Here is a 21,057-nt window from a genome sequence, read left to right as displayed (position 1 = left end):
AGGCAACCCACAGGCTGCCTTAAGTCATAACCGGTCCATTTTGGCTGATTTTCAGCACATTTGGTTATTAACACGATGAATGTCATTAACACCAGACTACAAGGTTATGCGAGTCGCCTCGGTTTTCTCACTATTCGACGCACACAGGTGCTGATGAGTTCTGGTACACTATTAGAGGTTAATAACGATAAATTTAAGGAGCCGGGATGAGCCCAAAATCCCCCGAGCAGACCACCGCTGACCTGCTGCAATCAAAAGTTTCAAAGGTTCTTGCTACCTTTACTCACCCAACCTTGCAAAAGGATCTCAACACCCTGCGTGCTATTCATCACTGTGCCTTGCTGGACAATGTGCTGCATATCGAGCTGGTGATGCCTTTTGCCTGGCAGTTCGGTTTTGACATATTAAAAGAGTCAGTCAGTGCAGAATTGCTGGCAGTGACCGGTGCCAAAGCCATTGACTGGAAGCTTTCTCATAATATTACGACGCTAAAACGTGCCAATGACCAGCCTGGCGTGAAAGGTGTGCGCAATATTCTGGCGGTCAGTTCCGGTAAAGGCGGGGTGGGGAAATCCAGCACTGCCGTTAACCTGGCGCTGGCTCTGGCCGAAGAAGGGGCAAAAGTCGGTATTCTGGATGCCGATATCTATGGTCCTTCCATTCCAAACATGCTGGGCACCATGAATCAGCGGCCAACGTCCCCTGATGGCAAGCACATGGCACCGATTATGGCCCACGGAATTGCGACTAACTCGATTGGTTATTTGGTTACCGACGAGAATGCCATGGTGTGGCGTGGCCCAATGGCCAGCAAGGCGTTGATGCAGATGCTGCAAGATACCCTATGGCCAGACTTGGACTATCTGGTGATCGATATGCCACCGGGTACGGGTGATATTCAGCTGACATTGTCGCAGAACATTCCGGTGACTGGCGCGCTAGTGGTAACCACACCACAGGATATTGCCCTGATCGATGCCATGAAGGGCATTGTGATGTTTGAGAAAGTGCATGTGCCGGTGTTGGGTATCGTTGAAAATATGAGTATGCATATTTGCAGCAATTGCGGCCATCTGGAGCCTATTTTTGGTACCGGCGGGGCAGAGAAGCTGGCGCAGAAATATCATTGCAAGTTACTGGGCCAAATCCCACTGCATATTTCGTTACGTGAAGATCTCGACCGCGGCGAGCCTACAGTTATCAGCCACCCAGATAGCGAGTTTGCGGATATATACCGCCAGTTGGCGTCTAATGTTGCAGCGGAAATGTACTGGCAGGGCGAAGCTATTCCAACCGAGATTTCATTCCGCGCGGTTTAGTCACCACACTTTGTAAATATCTCAAAGGGTTTGTGAGCTAGGTAGGCGGCAAGCAAGAGCATCCCGATGAGCTGACACAGGTCAGTGATTCGGGTGTTCGAGAGCAGCCAACACCGCGGCAACTTCAAGTATGCAGGGTATGACCCAAAATAATTGGAGTTGCAGGTAGGCGGCAAACAAGAGCATCCCGATGAGCTGACACAGGTCAGTGATTCGGGTGTTCGAGAGCAACTAACACCGTGGCAACTTTAAGTATGCAGGGTATGACCCAAAATAATTGGAGTTGCAGGTAGGCGGCAAACAAGAGCATCCCGATGAGCTGACACAGGTCAGTGATTCGGGTGTTCGAGAGCAGCCAACACCGCTGCAACTTCAAGTATGCAGGGTATAGCACTGGCATCAGACCGGTTAACTCCTTATAATTGCCGCGCTCGAAGCAGCTTGCGTGCTTCGTCTCCCCTCACACTTAGTAATCAGGTCTTTAATTTTATGACTGACAAAGCACACCAGTGCGTCATTATCGGGATAGCGGGTGCCTCAGCTTCCGGAAAAAGTCTTATCGCCAGTACGTTGTATCGTGAATTGCGCGAACAGGTTGGTGACCAACATATCGGCGTCATCCCAGAGGATGGCTATTACAAAGACCAAAGTCATCTGTCGATGGAAGAGCGGGTCAAAACCAACTATGACCACCCTAGCGCCATGGACCACAACTTATTGTTGGAACACCTGCAATCGCTAAAAGCCGGCAAGTCTATTGAACTGCCACTTTACAGTTACACTGAGCATACCCGTAAAAAAGAAACCGTCCATTTAGAACCGAAGAAAGTCATTATTCTGGAAGGGATCTTGTTGTTGACCGATATTCGCCTGCGTCAGGAGATGAACTTCTCGATCTTCGTTGATACCCCATTGGATATCTGCTTAATGCGGCGTATGAAGCGTGACGTTAATGAACGTGGTCGCTCAATGGATTCTGTGATGGCTCAATACCAGAAAACTGTGCGCCCAATGTTCCTGCAATTTATCGAACCTTCTAAGCAATATGCTGACATTATTGTTCCACGGGGCGGTAAGAACCGAATTGCGATCGATATTCTAAAAGCGAAAATCAGCCAGTTCTTTGAGTAATGTTCGTCTGGACCTTTGCTTCTTAATATGGCAGCTTTCATAGTATGTAAGCTGTAACATGCGAATTTTAATGGAGATTTAAGCGATGAGACTGTGCGATCGTGACATAGAAGCTTGGCTGGACAGCGGCAAATTGGGTATCGACCCTCGTCCGCCGGTAGAACGTATCAATGGTGCCACAGTCGATGTTCGCTTAGGCAACCAATTTCGCGTGTTCCGCGGCCACACTGCGGCATTTATTGATTTAAGCGGCCCGAAAGATGAAGTCAGTGAAGCCTTGGAACGGGTTATGAGCGATGAAATCAATCTGCCCGAAGGGGAAGCGTTCTTTCTGCATCCCGGTGAACTGGCGCTGGCCGTCACGTTGGAGTCAGTCACTATTCCGGATGATCTGGTCGGCTGGCTTGATGGCCGCTCCTCTCTGGCTCGCCTTGGATTGATGGTGCATGTGACCGCACACCGAATAGATCCCGGTTGGCAAGGCAGGATTGTGCTGGAGTTCTATAATTCAGGTAAGTTGCCATTGGCTCTGCGCCCAGGGATGTTAATTGGTGCGCTGAGTTTTGAGCCACTCTCTGGACCGGCGGCCCGCCCTTACAATAGCCGTCAGGATGCAAAATATCGTGGTCAACAAGGTGCTGTAGCCAGTCGTATAGATAAAGACTAGCCATTTTTCTCGCTGAGATTTTAGCCCGTTTGGGCTTTATCGCTTGTTTAGACAAGAGGATGTCATGAGACGATTACTAACGACGTTAATTATCCTGCTCGTTGTATTAGTTGCAGGTATGAGCGCATTGGTATTGCTAGTAAATCCTAATGACTTTCGTGCGTACATGGTCAAACAAGTCGAGAGGAAAAGTGGTTATCAACTGCAACTTGAAGGCGATTTACGTTGGCATGTCTGGCCGCAACTTAGCATTATTGCTGGTCGGACGGCGTTAACTGCTCCCGGTGCTACTGCCCCGATGGTCAGTGCTGAAAATATGCGCCTTGATGTCAAACTCTGGCCGTTGCTGTCACATCAACTTGATATTAAGCAGGTGATGCTGAAAGGGGCGGTTATCCGCTTAACCCCAGACAGTGAAGCTCAACAGCAGCCAGGGGCTCCGGTTGCACCAAGTGGAAATGCGCCGGTTGATGAGCATCGAGCCTGGAAGCTCGATATCAATAAAGTCCAGGTTGCCGACAGCTTGCTGATTTGGCAACGGACAGACAATGATCAAGTGAATGTCCGCGATATTAATCTTGAACTGCAACAAGATTCGCAGCGGCAAGTTCATATCTCGCTCTCCAGTCGTGTTAATCGAAATCAGCGGGATGTCACTTTCTCGATGGTTGCCGATGCCGATATGGGGCGTTACCCACAGCAATTCAGCGCCAATATCAGCCAATTTACTTATAAAGTAGAAGGGGCAGATATTCCTGTTGGTGGGGTGAGCGGGGAGGGGACACTACAAGCTAGCTATCAAAGTGATATTCAGCAATTATTGTTGAATCAGCTGAGTTTCTCGGCGAATAACAACCAGTTAACGGGGAGTGCCAAAGCAACTCTCGGTGACGTACCTGATTATGTCATCAATCTGGCTGCCGATAATCTTAACTTGGATACTATCTTTGGGTGGGAGCCTAAAAGCACGGCGGGTAGTAAAGACACGGTTAAACAACCGGCCGTGACTGCCCCCGTTATTGCGATTCAGACTGATGATGATGTTGGGCAGGATTTACAGGCACTGCGTGATTTTACGGCGCAAATTAAACTCACTGCGAATAATTTGGTTTATCGCGCCATCAATGTCAGCCAATTGAATCTGCAAGCATCAAACCAACGCGGTGATGTACAAATCAGTCACTTAACGGGCAAAGCCTTAGGTGGTGATTTCTCCCTGCCGGGATCGCTGAATGTAACTGGCAAGAAGGTGTTAGCCACAGTTGGCCCGGTAATAAATAATATGGAGTTGGGGCCAGTGTTATTGGCTGCAGGTTTACCGCAGATGATGACGGGTAAATTCTCCATGAAAGCGCAGCTGGCTGGTGATGGCTTAGATGTTGAGGCATTCAACCACCGCTGGAAAGGCGATGCACAGTTCAGTATGAATGGCGCGCAGTTGCAGGGGCTGAATATTCAGCAACTTATCCAGCAGGCTGTGACCCGCAGTTCCAGTGATGTCAAAGGTCAGGACCGCTATGAGCGCTATACTGAGGTTAAACAGCTGCAAGCGAAGCTGGCTCTGAATAAAGGGAAAGTCGATGTAAGTAGCCTCAGCGCCGATTCTGCATTGATTGCTATCAAAGGCCACGGGGAACTTAACTTGCCGCAGCAGCAATGTGATATGAACTTATCCGTGCGAGTGATGCAAGGCTGGAGTGGGCAAGATAACTTGGTCAAGTTCTTGCAGAACACGGATATCCCACTGCGCATTTATGGGCCGTGGACGCAACTGAGTTATCAACTGAATGTTGAGCAGCTTCTGCGTAATGAATTGCAGCAGCGCGCTAAGAAAGCACTGAGCGACTGGACTGAGCGTAATCAAGAGAACCGTGCGCAGAAGGATCTTAGAAAGCTTATTGATAAGCTTTAACGAGTATATTCCCCTCCGATAAGTCGAGCGGCTTATCGGAGGATAATGACCTTTCTTTGTTATCTTTCTGTTGTTGCATTGATCATCAATCTCGCCTTTTTAAACATAAAATCCTCTCTCCTGCTCACAAACTAATATTTGTTTCTAAAATCTCTGCGAATCATTGATAGATGTCATAAACTCGCCGGCTGACTTTGGGCAGAGTGCAGAGCTATTTCTGCATATTTACAAGAAAAATCTTAATACAACATCCAGCAACAAATGATAATGCCCAAGAACATGGTGTTGCAGATAGCTAACGAGCTAATCCTCTGTGGCTTCATGGACGAAGGGGATATTCGGTGAGAGAGGGTATATGTTAGATCTTTTGATTGGGATTGTAGTGGCTGTAGGTGTAGGTCGCTATATTATTAAAGGCTATTCTGCCACTGGTGTATTGATGGTGGGTGGCCTGCTGCTGCTAATTATCAGCGCCTTGATGGGCAAAAGCGTATTACCGGCCAGCGCCACCTCAACCGGTTGGCGTGCGACGGACATTGTCGAGTATGTCAAAATCCTGCTGATGAGCCGTGGTGGCGATCTCGGCATGATGATCATGATGTTATGCGGTTTTGCCGCTTATATGACTCATATCGGCGCAAATGATGTGGTGGTTAAGTTAGCATCTAAACCATTACAGATGATTAACTCCCCATATTTATTGATGGTTGCGGCTTACATCATTGCCTGCCTGATGTCTTTGGCGGTGTCATCTGCCACTGGGTTAGGTGTGCTATTGATGGCCACATTGTTCCCAGTGATGGTTAACGTCGGTATCAGCCGTGGGGCTGCTGCTGCAATTTGTGCCTCACCCGCGGCGATTATTCTGGCGCCGACGTCTGGTGACGTCGTGCTAGCGGCGCAAGCCTCTGAAATGCCATTGGTTGATTTTGCATTTAAAACGACATTACCTATCTCTATTGCCGCTATCGTCTGCATGGCGATTGCTCACTTTTTCTGGCAGCGCTACCTTGACAATAAGAGCCAGGAAAAGCATGAGATGATGGATATAAATGACATCACCACCAATGCGCCCGGCTTTTATGCCATCTTGCCATTTACCCCTATTATCGGCGTGTTGATATTTGATGGTAAATGGGGGCCTGAGCTACACATCATCACAGTATTGGTTATCTGCATGCTGATTGCCGCGGTGATTGAATTTTTACGTAGCTTTAGTGCCAAATCTGTATTTAGCGGCCTTGAGGTTGCTTATCGTGGTATGGCCGATGCATTTGCGACCGTGGTGATGTTATTGGTCGCTGCGGGTGTATTTGCGCAGGGATTAAGTACTGTAGGTTTTATCAGCGGTCTAATTGGATTGGCGCAATCTTTCGGTACCGGCGGCATTATTATGATGCTGGTTCTGGTGGTGATTACTATGCTGGCAGCAATGACCACCGGCTCAGGTAATGCACCATTTTATGCGTTTGTGGAGTTGATTCCGAAACTTGCCGCTCAAATGGGAATAAATCCAGCTTATCTGGTCATCCCTATGCTACAGGCGTCGAATTTAGGGCGCACTTTATCCCCGGTTTCAGGTGTTGTGGTTGCGGTTGCCGGTATGGCAAAAATATCACCTTTCGAAGTAGTGAAACGGACCTCCGTACCTGTTCTGGTTGGGTTGATTGTGGTGATTGTGGCAACTGAGATTCTGGTGCCAGTACACTTATAATATCGACAGGAACTGATAAAAAAGCCGGGTAGCGATATGAACTGCAACCCGGCTTTATTTTTGATGATTTACTTGGCTTATTTCAGCCGTCTGAGCGAGTCAGCTACACTTCATAATCAGGATCTGGCGCTGTCAACTGCGTTATTTTGACCTTTAAGATACGGTGACTGCTCACTTCTAAAGGCTCAAATAGATAGTCACCAATCTTCAACTGCTCACCAACCTGAGGTATCCGCTGGGTATATTCCATCAATAACCCAGCCAAGGTGTGATACTCGCGTTTATCATCAATTGGTAATGGCATATAGAGCACTAAATCTTCCAGTGGCATATAGCCGTTCGCAATCCAGCAACCTTCTTCCGTTTGCTGAATATCGTGACGGGCATCGAGTTCCTCACCGGCTACTGGCAGATTACCTGCAATGGTCTCCATCACGTCGGTTAGGGTGACAACCCCTTCGATGGAGCCAAACTCATCGACCACAAAGGCGAAATGCGTTTGTGCCTGGCGGAATTGCTCCAATGCCATCAACAGCGAAACTTGCTCCGGGAAAATTAACGGCTGACGAATCAGCACCCGCAAGTCGAGTTTTTCATCCGCTAACTGCTGCCTCAGTAAATCAATTACGTGAATAACGCCCAAAGGTTCATCTGTCGAGCTATCCTCGGTGACAACAATTCGAGTGTGCAGATTTTTTGTCAGCAATTGAGTCAGTTTTTCAGGTGGATCATTAATGTCCAGATATTCAACATCATGGCGCGATGTCATGATGCTGCTGACTGTGCGTTGGGCCAATCCTAATACGCGCTCTATCATTCGGCGTTCTTGCTCATTAAACACCTCCTGACCGGTGCTGGTATTATCTGCAATCAGATTAGCGCTATGGTTATCTAACTCAGCCTCTTCATGTTTGCCGCTGAGCATTCGCAACACGGCTTCTGCGGTCCTTTCGCGTAATGGGCGGACAGTCGACAGAAAGCGGCGGCGGTTGAACTGCGCAAACTGATTCAGTGACTCAATGATGACGGAGAAACCAATGGCAGCGTACAGATAACCTTTCGGAATATGGTAGCCAAAGCCCTCAGCCACCAAACTGAAGCCGATCATCAGTAAGAAGCTTAAACAGAGAATAACAATGGTCGGATGTGCATTCACAAAGCGAGTCAATGACTTACTGGCTAACAGCATCAAACCAATGGCAATACAGACGGCGGCCATCATGACGGCGAGATGGTCTACCATCCCGACCGCGGTAATCACCGAATCAAGAGAGAAGATGGCATCCAATACCACAATCTGTGCCACTACTGGCCAGAAACGCGCACCTTTACGTTGTTGGTTTTGCTGATGGTCTTTCCCTTCAAGTCGCTCATTGAGCTCCATCGTAGCTTTAAAAAGCAGGAATATCCCCCCGATCAGCATAATCAGGTCACGCGCACTGAATGGATGCCCTGAAATAGTGACCAACGGAGTCGTCAATGTCGCTAACCACGAGATACTGGCCAATAGCACCAGACGCATCAACAGTGCGCACAGCAGACCGGTGACTCGGGCCTTATCCCGTAGATGACGGGGCAGTTTTTCCGCCAAAATGGCAATAAATATTAGGTTGTCAATACCTAACACAATTTCGAGCACAACTAGCGTCGCCAGCCCTGCCCAAATAGTAGGATCTGCGATCCATTCCATATATCTAACTTCACCTTTTATTTCTACGGCTTATGCCGCCAAAGCGAATAATGAACCTATAGGATAAAAATTTCAAATTTAACTATAAAAAACGGATGGTATCTATGACAAAATAAAAAACGTGGAAATGAAAATAAATATATATGACGCTAATTTATAATTAGTGTGTAAATAAGATAAATAAAATAACAGGTTCCCCTTGATTGAGATTAATGTTATATAATGGATAACCAGTAGAAGTTAATAAAAGAGCGTAATTTCCTCAGTGGATTATACGATTATACGATTATACGATTATACGATTATACGATTATACGATTATACGATTATACGATTATACGATTATACGATTATACGATTATACGATCATACTATTAGCAATCTTTGGGGAATACTGTGAGTTAACCAAAAATAGTTATTAGTGGTTGTAAAGCTAAGGGCGGTAGCGTTGTTAAACCTATTAATTAGGTCGGCTATTTATTTTAGATAAAGTGATTACTGTTATTATTTTGGTTCGGAATATTTATAACGCAACTTTATAGTGATTAAGGATATATGGAAACTCCTTCAATGTTAAAAATTAAAATAGAGAACTATAAAAAAAACTGGAATTTAGTCTTGCATCTATCTTGGACCGAAATCAAGGTACGGTATGCTCGTTCTGCTATTGGGCCATTTTGGCTTGTCCTGACCACAGCTATTTCAGTTCTGGGATTGAGTTACATATGGAGCATTCTCTTTAATATGGACAAGGAAACATTTATTCCTTCGCTAACGGTTGGCCTCGTTATTTGGCAATTTCTGGCAGCCTGCATCAATGAAGCACCAAATTGTTTCGCTGTCTATAGTTCAACCATAAGAAATTATACTCATCCAGTATGGATATATCCTACTGCGTTGGTAATCAAAAATTTTATTATTTTTCTTCACAATCTTGTCATTCTAGTCGTGGTTTTGGTGATATATCCTCCAGATTTTGGATGGGCAATTGCGATGATCTTTCCTGCGTTATTATTAATTTTATTGGTTCTAATGCAAATCACAACGATCCTGGCGTTTTTAGGGGCGAGGTATAAGGATTTGGGGGCGGCAATTATTGCTTTTATGTCGATTGCTTTTTTTCTTAGCCCGGTGATATTTATACCTAACCAATTGGGGGTCAAAGAGCATCTGATGTGGTTTAACCCCTTTTCTTATTTAATAACAATTATTCGTGACCCGCTTACCGGTCATGTAAGTGGTAGTTTTGTATACCTGGTCACGATAATTTTTATGTTCATTGCAGTAGCTCCGATGTATTTCTTGTTAACGCGCTACCGCTATCGTCTTTTGTATTGGATATAATCTGAAATGGAAAATAATATCGCAATAGCTAGAATCTGCCTAGAAGACGTGTCTTTGGACTATCCAATCTATAATGCACGAGCTTTTTCTTTACGCCATAAGCTTGCTAAAGCAGTAACCGGTGGTCGCATTCTGAGTGATGCTGGCAATACTACAATTGTTAGAGCTCTTTCCAATATCAATCTGGAAATTAATAAAGGGGATCGTGTCGGTATTATCGGCCACAACGGTGCTGGGAAAACGACCCTGCTTCGTTGCATATCCGGCATTTATCAACCAACAAGCGGTAAATTATATCGCGAAGGTACTCTAGGGGCTTATCTTGAAATAGGTGCAGGGCTTGAACCTGAACTCTCTGGGTATGACAATATACGCCGCTTGTTGATGTTGCGCGGTATTTATAATAAGTATCAATTTGAAGTGCTAGCCGCTGATATCCTTACTTTTTCAGAGCTTAATGACTTTATTAACCTTCCTGTTAGAACCTACTCCTCGGGGATGCAAACTAGGTTGATATTTTCAACGATAACCGCTGAAACACCGGAAATTATGGTTATGGATGAATTTTTTGGTGCTGGTGACACCCAGTTCCAAAAAAAAGCGACTGAACGATTAAATAGTAATATTAATCAAGCTTCAATTTTGATATTCGCGTCCCATGATATGGCCTTATTAAAGAGGATGTGTAATCGATTTTTCTTATTAAATCATGGGAACATCAAGGAGGTTGAAATATGAGAAGGTGCTACTTTAACGTGAGCGAGAGAAGTATTCTAACTTCACTAGCCCCCTGTGCCTTTGATTCTGATGTTACTCAATGTTTATTAGCGGGTTTAAAGTGAAGCTGTGTCGGGAATTTCACAAATGTAATACGCATGTGCCTGTTACATTTCAATACTATGGTGAGTTCCTGTCCAAAACCGGGCAGTTTAATCCGCTTCCGGATTAAACCAGAGATTATTTACATTTCTAAAATTAACGAACAGGAAGGCATATGATGCCAAAAAAAGTTCTGATTACTGGTGTAACCGGCATGGTTGGTTCTCACCTGCTCGATTATCTGCTTGGTCACACTGACTGGGAAATCACGGGTATGTTGCGTTGGCGTTCTCCGCTTGACAATATTACCCACCATCTCCCTAGGATTAATGCGAAAGACAGAATAAAACTGGTTTATGCTGATCTGCGCGACACTATGTCGGTTGAGCATGCCGTTGTTAAAAGTAGACCTGATTACGTTTTTCATTTAGCCGCTCAAAGTTATCCGAAAACATCTTTCGATAGCCCGCTAGACACCCTTGATACAAACATTCAAGGAACAGAACGTTTGCTCGGTGCCCTTCGGAAATATGCCAAAGATGCGATTATTCATGTTTGTGCCAGTTCAGAGGTCTTTGGCCGTGTTTCGCAAGAACAGCTCCCTATTGATGAAGAATGTACATTTCATCCCGCTTCTCCCTATGCAATTTCAAAAGTAGGGACGGACTTGGTCGGACGCTATTATGCCGAGGCATATGATATGTGTGTAATGACAACTAGAATGTTCACACACACCGGCCCACGGCGTGGCGATGTTTTTGCTGAAAGCACCTTTGCCAAACAAATTAGCATGATTGAAAAAGGCCTTATTCCTCCGGTAGTTAACACGGGTAACCTAGATTCATTGAGAACTTGGGCAGATGTTCGTGATGCAGTGCGTGCTTATTATATGTTGGTTACACACAATCCAATTCCCGGGGAATATTATAATATTGGTGGCTCATTTACTCTCTCTGTAAAGGGGATGCTTGATAAACTGATCTCTCTTTCAACAATGGCGAATCAAATCACCACTAAAATCGACCCTGATCGTTTACGACCTATTGATGCCGATTTACAAGTGCCTGATACCAGAAAATTCACGGCACACACTGGATGGAAACCAGAAATTTCATTCGAAAAAACAATGCAAGATTTACTGGATTATTGGCATTCTCGTCTCAATTCTGCGCAGAATTTCCTGACACGTTAAGAGAGAGCTAATTAAATGACTGAAGTCGTAGGCATTATTTCATCTTTTAATATTCTTTGCGGAAACGCTACTTATTCGGAACAGTTGGCACAAGGTATAGAGAAACGCGGAGGCCGAGTTATACGGATTGCAGTACCCGAGACCATTCAGAAAGATGATGACAAAAAAGCGATTGCTGAGATCATTAAACAGGCAAAACAGTGTTCTATAATTAACATTCAAATGGAGCTTGGGCTGTATGGAAGTAATCCGAACGCTTCTTCTAAACATTTAGTTAGCATTTTGAAATCATTACCTGCTAAAACAATAGTAACTGTACATCGGATTGAGAAAAAACCAAACAGTTGGCTAAGAACATTGAAAAATAACATGCCATATATGTCATTTGTAAAAGCGGTATTATTTTCCTGGAAACAAATAGCGCGGCAGTCTTACCTCTTTAAATCTTATCAACGTATATTCAATGAAGTGCGTAAACAGGAATTTATAACTATCTCTCATACAATGAGAGATAATAAATTTTTGAAACAATACTTCGCTGTTGAAAGTATCATGCATCCAATTATGTGGCCGGATACCCTTGTAACGAATAACAAAAAAATGCGAAATCACTCCGGCGTTGAAATTGGTGTTTTCGGCTTTATATCGTCATACAAAAATTTTAAGTTGGTTGTCGAGGCGTTTAGTTATTTATTGGAATTGGAATTGATCCCTCAGGACTCAAGATTAGTGATATCCGGGGGGTACCATCCGGAAGCTCCAGGCTATGGCGATAAATCATTACTTTACATTGGATTCGGCGACTGTAGTTGCACTGACTTTGCGATTGATGGCTTGAAACCCACGGAAGAGATCAGTGCCATGATTCAGATTAAGAAGCTCAAAAATGTGGATTGGCGCATTGGAGCAGATGACAATGAAATGGCCAACCTCATCTCACAAGTTGACATTGTTGTTATTCCCTACTTAGAAACAGGACAGAGTGGATCAGGCATTACGAGCCAGGCGATCCAGTTCGCTAAAAAGCTGATTATGAGTGACACCAAAATGACGCGCCAACATAAAGAATTATGTGATAGCAAAATAATCATTTTCGACACCGCTGCGGTTGTATCGCTAGCGACAGCGATCCTACAAGCTCTGGATACCGAAAAGACCCCTCGCTTTAAAAAGGAATATAACTTTAATAACATCATAAATATTATTACCAAAAAAACAGGTGAGAATGAATTAGAATCAAAGGAATCATAAATAATGAAATATTCTCTTGCATCAAAATCTTGGAACGAAGCTGAATATCAAGCAATGATGGGTGTTCTTAGTTGCGACTATTATAAAATGGGTGCAATCTGCAAACAGTTTGAAAAAGAGTATGCCGCATGGGCTGGAGCGAAATACGCTGTTTTTTGTAACAGCGGAAGTTCGGCCAATTTGCTGGCTCTCGCAGCAATGCGATATGATCCAAGATCTAGAAACGATCAAAGAAATGAAATAATCGTGCCTGCGGTAAGTTGGTCAACGACGTATTATCCGGTCACTCAGTTAGGATACACACCCGTTTTCGCGGACGTTTCTGCGAAAACCTTCAATCTTTCGATTGCAGATATTGAGCGCAAGATCACGCTAAATACCAAAGCTATTCTTACTGTAAACCTCCTAGGAAATCCGAGTGACTTTGATGCGTTAAATACCCTTTGTTCCAGACATGATATCGTATTACTTGAGGATAACTGCGAATCAATGGGGGCAGAATACAAAGGCAAGAAAACTGGAACTCACGGCCATATCGGCACGCACTCGACATTCTTTTCCCACCATATGTCTACAATGGAAGGCGGGCTCTGTGTTACAGATGATGAATTAACTTTTGAGTTAATGAAATCACTTAGAGCTCATGGTTGGGTTCGTGACATTGACAATAAAGAATTATTCTACAAATTTTTCGAAAAGCCACAATCTAAGCTATATGAATTTTTCCATTTTGTTCTTCCCGGATACAACTTTCGCCCGACCGAAGTTCAAGGGGCACTAGGGATTGAGCAAGTTAAAAAATTGGACAGTTTTATCGATGCACGGATCAAAAATGCTCAATACCTTCAAAATGCTCTCCAAAAGCTCAATCTTAACATTCAATTGCAGCAAGAGCAGGTAAACGGAAAATCTTCCTGGTTCGGGTTTGGCTTGTTGTGCGCTGATGCTAAGGCAAGAGACGATCTCGTTGAAATCTTGAATGACAACCATATAGAATGTCGCCCAATTGTATCTGGAAACATGTTACGACAGCCCGTTTTTTCAGATTTCGGGAATCCAAAAGAATTTTTAGGAGCAGAAAAGATACATAAATGTGGCCTAATGATTGGTAATCATCAATTCTCAATCCGAAACGAAATTAACTATTTTATTAATATTCTTAAAAAGAATATTGTATCATGAAAATATGTGTATTAGGTGCAACTGGCGCTATAGGTATTCCTATAACAAGTTTTTTTGAAAATAAGGGAACTGTGCTGAAGCTAAACTCGAAAAATTGTGACTTGAACAACGTCCAGTGTATTGATGATTTTTCATTCTCTGACTGCGATGTCTTTGTAAATGCATCCGGTATATTTGGTGGACTTAAAAGTTATGAGGCGGAAGAACTAGAGGTTACGAATATCTATAATAGCAATCTCTCAGCTCTCATAGATAAGCTACAGCCCTGTACAATAATCAATATATCATCCGCGTCAGTATCAAATGGAAAAAATCACGATAAAAAATCTCCTTATTATAAGTATGTAAAAATAAAACATGAAATTGAAAAATTAATTTCACAAAAAAATACTCCATCAATAATTCATTTGAGGTGTACAAATATAATAAGTAAATATGAGAATTTTATGCGATCCGGACATTCAATCTCTTCAATTTATAGAAAATATATTGAAGAAAAAGATCCGATTGAAATTTGGTCTAATGAGCAAGATTGGAGAGAATATCTGGATGCTGATGATCTGGCATCTCTAATTCCTAAAATTCTCAAGCTTGAAGGGCATCACACTTTAACAATCGGTTCGGGCCAAAAGATTCACATGAGTGAGGTAATAAAACACTTCAATAATTACATGAATTATCGAGGTGAAATTGTGTTCACACAGTTGCATAAAGCTGGCCCTCAATCAGATTTGGCTTTAATTCCTCCAATTTTGCTTGAGGGCGGTATGGTACAAATTACAAGAATAGAGGAATCAATAAAGAAATGTGTTAATCAATGGAAATCAATTAACTTTAAGGATCATTCAAATGCTCTACAATAAGAAAATCGCGCGCTCCAGAGCACCTCTGCGATTAGGGCTTGCCGGTGGTGGAACTGATATTAGCCCTTATTGCGATGAATATACAGGTTATGTACTCAATGCAACTATTGATCGATATACCTATTGTACTATTGAATCATCTAACGAGAAACAGGTGACATTTACAGCAAATGATCAAAACAAATCAGTAACTTTCAATATCGATGAGTACCCATTCCAAATAGATGGAGATTTAATTCTTCTCAAGGCGACATATAATAAAATTATTAGGGAGTTTAATAATAATGTCCCTTTCCCACTTAAAATGACAACATTCTGTGACTCACCGGTAGGTTCAGGATTAGGGACATCTTCTTGTCTTGTGGTAGCAATAATCAAAGCGTTTGAAGAATATCTTTCCATTGGATTTGATGACTACCAAATAGCGCATCTCGCTTATGAGATTGAACGCATTGACTGTAGATTAGAAGGAGGGCGTCAAGACCAATATTCTGCCACATTTGGTGGATTTAATTTTATAGAGTTTTATAACCAAAATGAGGTGTTGGTTAATCCTCTTCGTATTCGAAACTGGATACGCTCCGAATTGGAAAGCTCACTCTTGTTGCACTACACTGGTAAATCTAGATCGAGTGCCGAGGTTATTTCTGATCAAGTAAAAAGCTTCACTAATAAAAATACCAACTGTCTGGATAACATGCATCACATAAAAGAATCTGCTCTTCATATGAAGGAATCAATTCTGCGCGGAGATTTTGATACTTTTGTAGACATTATGAGAGCGGCTTGGGATATGAAAAAGAACAGCTCCGCAAAAGTCTCAACTCCTGAAATTGATAATTACATTGAGCGCGCAATTAAAGCGGGCGCCTTGTGCGCGAAAGTTTCAGGCGCGGGCGGTGGTGGTTTCATTATGTATTTTGTACCACCTGAGTATAGGAATAATGTAATTAAGGTAATTTCTGATGCTAATAGTTGGGTCAGCAATTGTCACTTCACAACCGAAGGTTCTCAGTGTTGGACAGCGCGATGATTGATAAAAATATTTTTTTTAATAGCTTGAAAAAATCAAAAGCCGTTATAGACGATATGATAGAAAATCAGGACGTAAGGGATAGCATATATTCTGCTATTAGACTCGTTTTCAATTGTCTCCAAGGTAATAGGAAACTGCTTTTTGCCGGAAATGGTGGCAGTGCTGCAGATGCACAACATATGTCTGCCGAATATGTATCTAGATTTATGTTTGATCGACCAGGCTTGCCCTCTATTGCTCTTACCACGGATACCTCTGCACTTACTGCAATCGGGAATGATTATGGGTTTGAAAAAGTATTTTCCAGACAAATTCAGGCCCTTGGAAATGAAGATGATGTACTGTTTGCCTACTCGACTTCAGGTACTTCACCAAACATTATTCATGGACTGGAAGAGGCTAAAAATAGTGGCGTGAAATGTATTGGCATGACGGGATCTAAGCCTCAAAGCCAAATAATGGCAGATTTGTGCGATGTAACCATACGGGTGCCGAGCTCTGAGACGCCATACATTCAAGAAGGACACCTGATAATTGGTCACCTTATTTGCCTTCATGTAGAAGAGTTAATTTTTAAAAAATAGAGGTGGTAAAAATCTATGCTGGTAAAGGAGGCAATCATTCTTGCTGGCGGTAAAGGAACACGTCTACGTTCAGTCGTTGCGGATGTTCCAAAACCTATGGCAGATATTTGCGGGAAGCCCTTTCTGGAAATATTGATAGACCATTTTCACGCCAAAGGCATCAAACATTTTGTCCTTTCTGTTGGCTATTTGTCAGATATTATTGTTGGGCATTTTGAGCAGAAATACCAGACAATACATATTTCATTCTCTTTGGAGGACGAACCGTTAGGAACAGGAGGAGGTATCCGCTTAGCTTTTGAGCATATTTTGGGAGATCATGCCCTTATTATAAACGGAGATTCTTTATTTGACGTTGATTTAAATAAGTTAAAACCTTTTACCTCCGCCGATCTGCCCATTATCTATGGTCGTCTCGTTGACGACGTTAGTCGATATGGGCATTTTTTGTATGAAAACAATAAAGTATATCACTATATTGAAAAACAAGGTCATGGATCTGGCTATATAAATGGCGGTATATATGTCCTTAAAAGGGATACCCTTTCATCCTTTCCTTTGAATCAGAAGTTTTCAATAGAAACAGAATTCTTCAGCCAGTTTTCCAAAGAAAACCTAGCCACAATCATTCTTTCTGAGGACTATTTTATTGATATTGGTCTTCCAGAGAGTTATCTAGCGGCACAAAAAGAGCTGAAACCGTACCTCAAAAAAAAGGCTCTTTGTAGTAGTCAATAGCTTGTCAGAAGCGGAGAAGTTTCTATGGGCAATAATAAGCTAATCAATATTCTCCACGTCTATAAAACCTCAAGGCCAGCAAGCTATGGTGGAGTAGAGAGTTTTATTGACACACTGTGCAAAACAGGTTCTAAATTAGGCGTTAAGAATACTGTTTTAACTTTGCATCCAAGCCCAGCAAAAAATCCCCTGGAGATGGACGGCTACGCTGTTCATCAGGCGAAACAGGATTTGTTTGCGGCCTCAACAGGATTTTCGTTGTCAGCATTTAGTCAGTTTAAAAAGCTGGCAGGCGTATCGGATATTATACACTACCACTTCCCCAACCCATTTGCGGACATGCTCCACATGGTATACCCCCCGAAAAAACCATGCGTCGTGACCTATCATTCAGATATCATTAAACAAAAGTACCTACTACATCTTTATAGACCACTGATGCGACGCTTTTTAAATTCAATCAATCATATTATTTCAACATCTCCAAATTATTTTGCTTCCAGCGATATTTTGCAACAGTACGCCGACAAGGTATCTGTTATCCCAGTAGGGGTAGATCACGGATCTTATGAGACTGCCGATCCAGAACGCTTCAATTATTGGCGCACACGTTTGCCAGAGCCTTTCTTTCTGTTTGTTGGAGCTATGAGATATTATAAAGGGCTTCATATTGCTCTTGAAGCCATTTCCGGTACAAAAATCAGGGTTGTTATTGCGGGAGTTAACGGAATTGAAGAAAAGCTAAAAGCTAAAGCCGCATCACTTCATCTGGACAATGTTGATTTTTTGGGCTTCGTTAATGACGAAGATAAAGTTGCGCTTCTTCATCTTTGCTATGGATTTATTTTCCCATCTCATCTTCGCTCTGAGGCGTTTGGACTCTCACTTTTAGAAGCAGCGGCTGTTGGTAATCCTATGATTTCATGTGAAATTGGGACAGGAACAACTTTTGTTAATGCTGCCAATGAAACAGGGCTTGTCATTAAGCCGGGTTCATCTGGCGACTTAAGAGAAGCGATGCAATATCTTCTGGATAATCCAGATGCTGCAGCCAAAATGGGAGAAAATGCAAAAAAACGATCTCGTGAGCTCTTTACTGCAGAGCGCCAAGCAAAATTATATTTTGAGATTTATCAAAGCTTGGTCAATAAGGGGACTACCTGAAAAACAGAAAATATCTCACACTAAGATTATTTTTTATATTTCGAGTGAAATGAAGGTAACCTGATCTCATATTGTTAATGATATTCCACTTGAAGTGGAATACCAAATCTGGTCACCTGAATAGAGGTGATATTACCATCTCATAGCCAAAGCTGGTGATCTAATGACCAGTAATAACAGATGTAATTTCAGACCAGAGTTCAAACTTGAAGCTACCGAGTCTTTAGAGGGGATTACCATCAGTTCAGTCTTTCTGGTTATCGACAAGTGAATAAAATATTTACTGATATTTTAAAAATGTAATCAGGAACTTTCTGATGTAAGCTTTGTTGCGGAAAAATTAATAATGAGCAATCTGAGTTTATTCCGCTAAGTTTGCAGAATCAATACTACCAGATTTAACTGTTTAAAGTTGAAGAGGTCATAGTAATGAAATGTTTGAAAGCAGTCATTCCTGTCGCCGGACTTGGCACCCGCATGTTGCCAGCGACCAAGGCGATTCCGAAAGAAATGCTGCCGGTGGTCGATAAGCCCCTGATTCAATATATCGTGAATGAATGTGTTGCTGCCGGGGTCAAAGAGATCGTGTTGGTCAGCCATTCATCGAAGAATGCGATAGAAAACCATTTCGATACATCATTTGAATTGGAAGCGGCACTGGAATCTCGGGTTAAGCGGCAGTTATTAAAAGAGATTAAAAATATTTGCCCGCCGGACGTTACCATCATGCAAGTGCGTCAGGGCCATGCCAAAGGGCTGGGGCATGCCGTACTTTGTGCTCAATCTATGGTGGGCGACAATCCGTTTATCGTGTTGCTGCCGGATGTTTTGCTTGATGATTCAACGGCTGATTTATCTAAAGAAAACCTTGCCAAGATGATTCAGCGTTTTGAGGAAACGGGGCGTAGCCAGATTATGGTGGAGCCGGTACCACAAGCTGATGTTTCTAAGTACGGTATTGCAGACTGTGGCCATGTTGATTTAGCACCGGGTGAAAGCACGCTAATGACCGCCGTCGTTGAGAAGCCTTCCGTCGCTGATGCTCCTTCTAACCTCGCGGTAGTTGGGCGCTATGTGCTGTCAAAAGATATCTGGCCATTGCTGAAGAAAACGCCTCGTGGTGCAGGTGATGAGATTCAGCTTACCGATGCCATTGCGATGCTAATGGAGCAAGAACCGGTTGAAGCTTTCCATATGACCGGTAAATCTCACGATTGCGGCGATAAATTAGGTTATATGAAAGCCTTTGTTACTTATGGCGTCCGCCACAATACCGAAGGTGAAAAATTTACAGCCTGGCTGAAGCAGCAAATCGACTAAGATTGGTTTAGTCGCTGAATATAGAATGATTTAAATTCGCATGAGAAATCAGTAGGTTAATTATGACCAAATTGAAAGCAGTAATTCCTGTGGCAGGTTTAGGCATGAGAATGCTGCCGGCTACGAAAGCCATTCCAAAAGAAATGCTACCTATTGTTGATAAGCCATTGATCCAATATGTAGTTAATGAATGTGTTGCCGCAGGTATTAAAGAAATTATCTTGATAACCCATTCATCAAAGAATGCGGTAGAGAACCATTTCGATACCTCTTATGAGCTGGAAGCCATGCTGGAAGCTCGGGTTAAGCGCCAACTATTGGATGAAGTGCAATCTATTTGCCCGCCAGGTGTAACTATCATGCATATTCGTCAGGGGCATGCTGAAGGTTTGGGCCATGCGGTATTATGTGCCAAGCCGCTGGTAGGGGATGAGCCATTTGCTGTGTTACTGCCAGATGTTCTGATTGATGATGCGAAATCAGATCTGACTCGAGATAACCTTGCCCAATTAGTCAAACGTTTCGAAGAGACGGGGACGAGTCAGGTATTGGTGCATTCAGTCGAACCCGAGGCATTATCAAATTACTCGGTAATTTCTTGTGAGAAGCCAGAACTGGCTCCCGGTGAAAGCAGCCGAATCAAAGCTATGGTCGAGAAGCCTCAAAGCCCGGCAGACTTGCAATCAAATCTGTCGGCGGTTGGGCGTTATGTGCTATCTGCCGATATCTGGCCGCTATTAGAAAAAACCAAACCAGGGGCATGGGGTCGAATTCAATTGACCGATGCCATTGATGCTTTGGCTGAGGAAAAACCGGTCGATGCTGTGGCCTTAACTGGGCAATCTTATAACTGTGGTGAGAAACTCGGTTATATGCAGGCTTATGTTGCTTATGGATTACGCCATCCAAAACAAGGGGTTGAGTTTAAAGCCTGGCTGAAAGATTTTCTGGCGTAAGCAAAATCAGCGATAAATGAAAAGCAATCCATGTGATTGCTTTTTTTTGTACTATTTATTTCGAGTCATTAAATCATATGTACTGTTTGCTCAGATAAAGCAAACGAGTGCGGACAGCAACTGGTCAGTTGTGCTATCTATCGCACCAATCACTACCCAGCTGACATAATCCTGA

Annotated in this window: 18 protein-coding genes; 17 read left to right on the top strand and 1 reads right to left on the bottom strand. The window is 43.1% G+C overall.

Annotated features, from left to right (window positions below; genetic code table 11):
• Nucleotides 1–206: 206 nt before the first annotated feature.
• From apbC to dcuC, 5 genes are all read left to right on the top strand, one after another.
• Nucleotides 207–1,319 (top strand): iron-sulfur cluster carrier protein ApbC, encoded by a 1,113-nt coding sequence (gene apbC / locus N0H69_RS17425; protein WP_050106855.1) that lies wholly within the window; start codon nt 207–209, stop codon nt 1,317–1,319.
• 489 nt (nt 1,320–1,808) lie between these two features.
• Complete coding sequence (udk, locus tag N0H69_RS17420; RefSeq protein ID WP_004388770.1) at nt 1,809–2,450, top strand: uridine kinase; 642 nt, start codon at nt 1,809–1,811, stop codon at nt 2,448–2,450.
• Between the two features lie 85 nt (nt 2,451–2,535).
• Nucleotides 2,536–3,117, top strand: a complete 582-nt coding sequence (gene dcd, locus N0H69_RS17415) for a dCTP deaminase (protein WP_050106854.1) — start codon at nt 2,536–2,538, stop codon at nt 3,115–3,117.
• 64 nt (nt 3,118–3,181) lie between these two features.
• Nucleotides 3,182–5,029 carry an outer membrane assembly protein AsmA gene (gene asmA, locus N0H69_RS17410; RefSeq protein WP_050151379.1) on the top strand — a complete coding sequence of 616 codons (1,848 nt, stop codon included), beginning with the start codon at nt 3,182–3,184 and terminating at the stop codon, nt 5,027–5,029.
• Between the two features lie 355 nt (nt 5,030–5,384).
• The gene (gene dcuC / locus N0H69_RS17405; RefSeq protein WP_050106852.1) at nt 5,385–6,743 is read left to right on the top strand and encodes an anaerobic C4-dicarboxylate transporter DcuC; all 1,359 of its coding nucleotides are present in this window, start codon (nt 5,385–5,387) and stop codon (nt 6,741–6,743) included.
• A gap of 103 nt (nt 6,744–6,846) precedes the next feature.
• On the opposite strand, the gene N0H69_RS17400 is transcribed toward dcuC, so the two are convergent.
• Nucleotides 6,847–8,433 carry a TerC family protein gene (locus N0H69_RS17400; RefSeq protein WP_050151378.1) on the bottom strand — a complete coding sequence of 529 codons (1,587 nt, stop codon included), beginning with the start codon at nt 8,431–8,433 and terminating at the stop codon, nt 6,847–6,849.
• A gap of 570 nt (nt 8,434–9,003) precedes the next feature.
• Between N0H69_RS17400 and N0H69_RS17395 the strand changes: the two genes are divergently transcribed.
• From N0H69_RS17395 to galU (N0H69_RS17340), 12 genes are all read left to right on the top strand, one after another.
• On the top strand, nt 9,004–9,777 hold the full coding sequence (locus N0H69_RS17395; RefSeq protein ID WP_050151377.1) for an ABC transporter permease: 774 nt from the start codon (nt 9,004–9,006) through the stop codon (nt 9,775–9,777).
• Nucleotides 9,778–9,783: 6 nt separating this feature from the next.
• Nucleotides 9,784–10,515 (top strand): ABC transporter ATP-binding protein, encoded by a 732-nt coding sequence (locus tag N0H69_RS17390; RefSeq protein ID WP_050151376.1) that lies wholly within the window; start codon nt 9,784–9,786, stop codon nt 10,513–10,515.
• A gap of 256 nt (nt 10,516–10,771) precedes the next feature.
• Entirely contained in the window at nt 10,772–11,788 is a 1,017-nt protein-coding gene (locus N0H69_RS17385) for a GDP-mannose 4,6-dehydratase (protein WP_235895950.1), read from the top strand.
• 15 nt (nt 11,789–11,803) lie between these two features.
• Nucleotides 11,804–13,039, top strand: coding sequence for a glycosyltransferase family protein (locus tag N0H69_RS17380; protein WP_050151375.1), 1,236 nt, complete (start codon nt 11,804–11,806; stop codon nt 13,037–13,039).
• Between the two features lie 3 nt (nt 13,040–13,042).
• Entirely contained in the window at nt 13,043–14,221 is a 1,179-nt protein-coding gene (locus N0H69_RS17375) for a DegT/DnrJ/EryC1/StrS family aminotransferase (protein WP_050151374.1), read from the top strand.
• Nucleotides 14,218–15,084: an NAD-dependent epimerase/dehydratase family protein gene (locus N0H69_RS17370; protein ID WP_050151373.1), complete on the top strand. Its 867-nt coding sequence runs from the start codon at nt 14,218–14,220 to the stop codon at nt 15,082–15,084. Before N0H69_RS17375 ends, N0H69_RS17370 begins: the two co-directional genes overlap by 4 nt.
• Nucleotides 15,071–16,117 (top strand): GHMP family kinase ATP-binding protein, encoded by a 1,047-nt coding sequence (locus N0H69_RS17365; RefSeq protein ID WP_050151372.1) that lies wholly within the window; start codon nt 15,071–15,073, stop codon nt 16,115–16,117. Before N0H69_RS17370 ends, N0H69_RS17365 begins: the two co-directional genes overlap by 14 nt.
• Complete coding sequence (locus N0H69_RS17360; protein WP_050151371.1) at nt 16,114–16,704, top strand: D-sedoheptulose-7-phosphate isomerase; 591 nt, start codon at nt 16,114–16,116, stop codon at nt 16,702–16,704. The genes N0H69_RS17365 and N0H69_RS17360 overlap by 4 nt, the downstream gene beginning before the upstream one ends.
• Before the next feature lie 15 nt (nt 16,705–16,719).
• Nucleotides 16,720–17,442 (top strand): sugar phosphate nucleotidyltransferase, encoded by a 723-nt coding sequence (locus N0H69_RS17355; protein ID WP_050151370.1) that lies wholly within the window; start codon nt 16,720–16,722, stop codon nt 17,440–17,442.
• Between the two features lie 24 nt (nt 17,443–17,466).
• Entirely contained in the window at nt 17,467–18,606 is a 1,140-nt protein-coding gene (locus tag N0H69_RS17350; RefSeq protein WP_145530466.1) for a glycosyltransferase, read from the top strand.
• Between the two features lie 429 nt (nt 18,607–19,035).
• Complete coding sequence (galU, locus tag N0H69_RS17345; RefSeq protein WP_050106836.1) at nt 19,036–19,926, top strand: UTP--glucose-1-phosphate uridylyltransferase GalU; 891 nt, start codon at nt 19,036–19,038, stop codon at nt 19,924–19,926.
• 62 nt (nt 19,927–19,988) lie between these two features.
• Complete coding sequence (gene galU / locus N0H69_RS17340; RefSeq protein WP_050106835.1) at nt 19,989–20,882, top strand: UTP--glucose-1-phosphate uridylyltransferase GalU; 894 nt, start codon at nt 19,989–19,991, stop codon at nt 20,880–20,882.
• Nucleotides 20,883–21,057: the final 175 nt, after the last annotated feature.

The sequence above is a fragment of the Yersinia alsatica genome (assembly GCF_025133195.1).
Lineage (GTDB): Bacteria > Pseudomonadota > Gammaproteobacteria > Enterobacterales > Enterobacteriaceae > Yersinia > Yersinia alsatica.
This window is presented reverse-complemented; position numbering and strand designations above follow the sequence as displayed.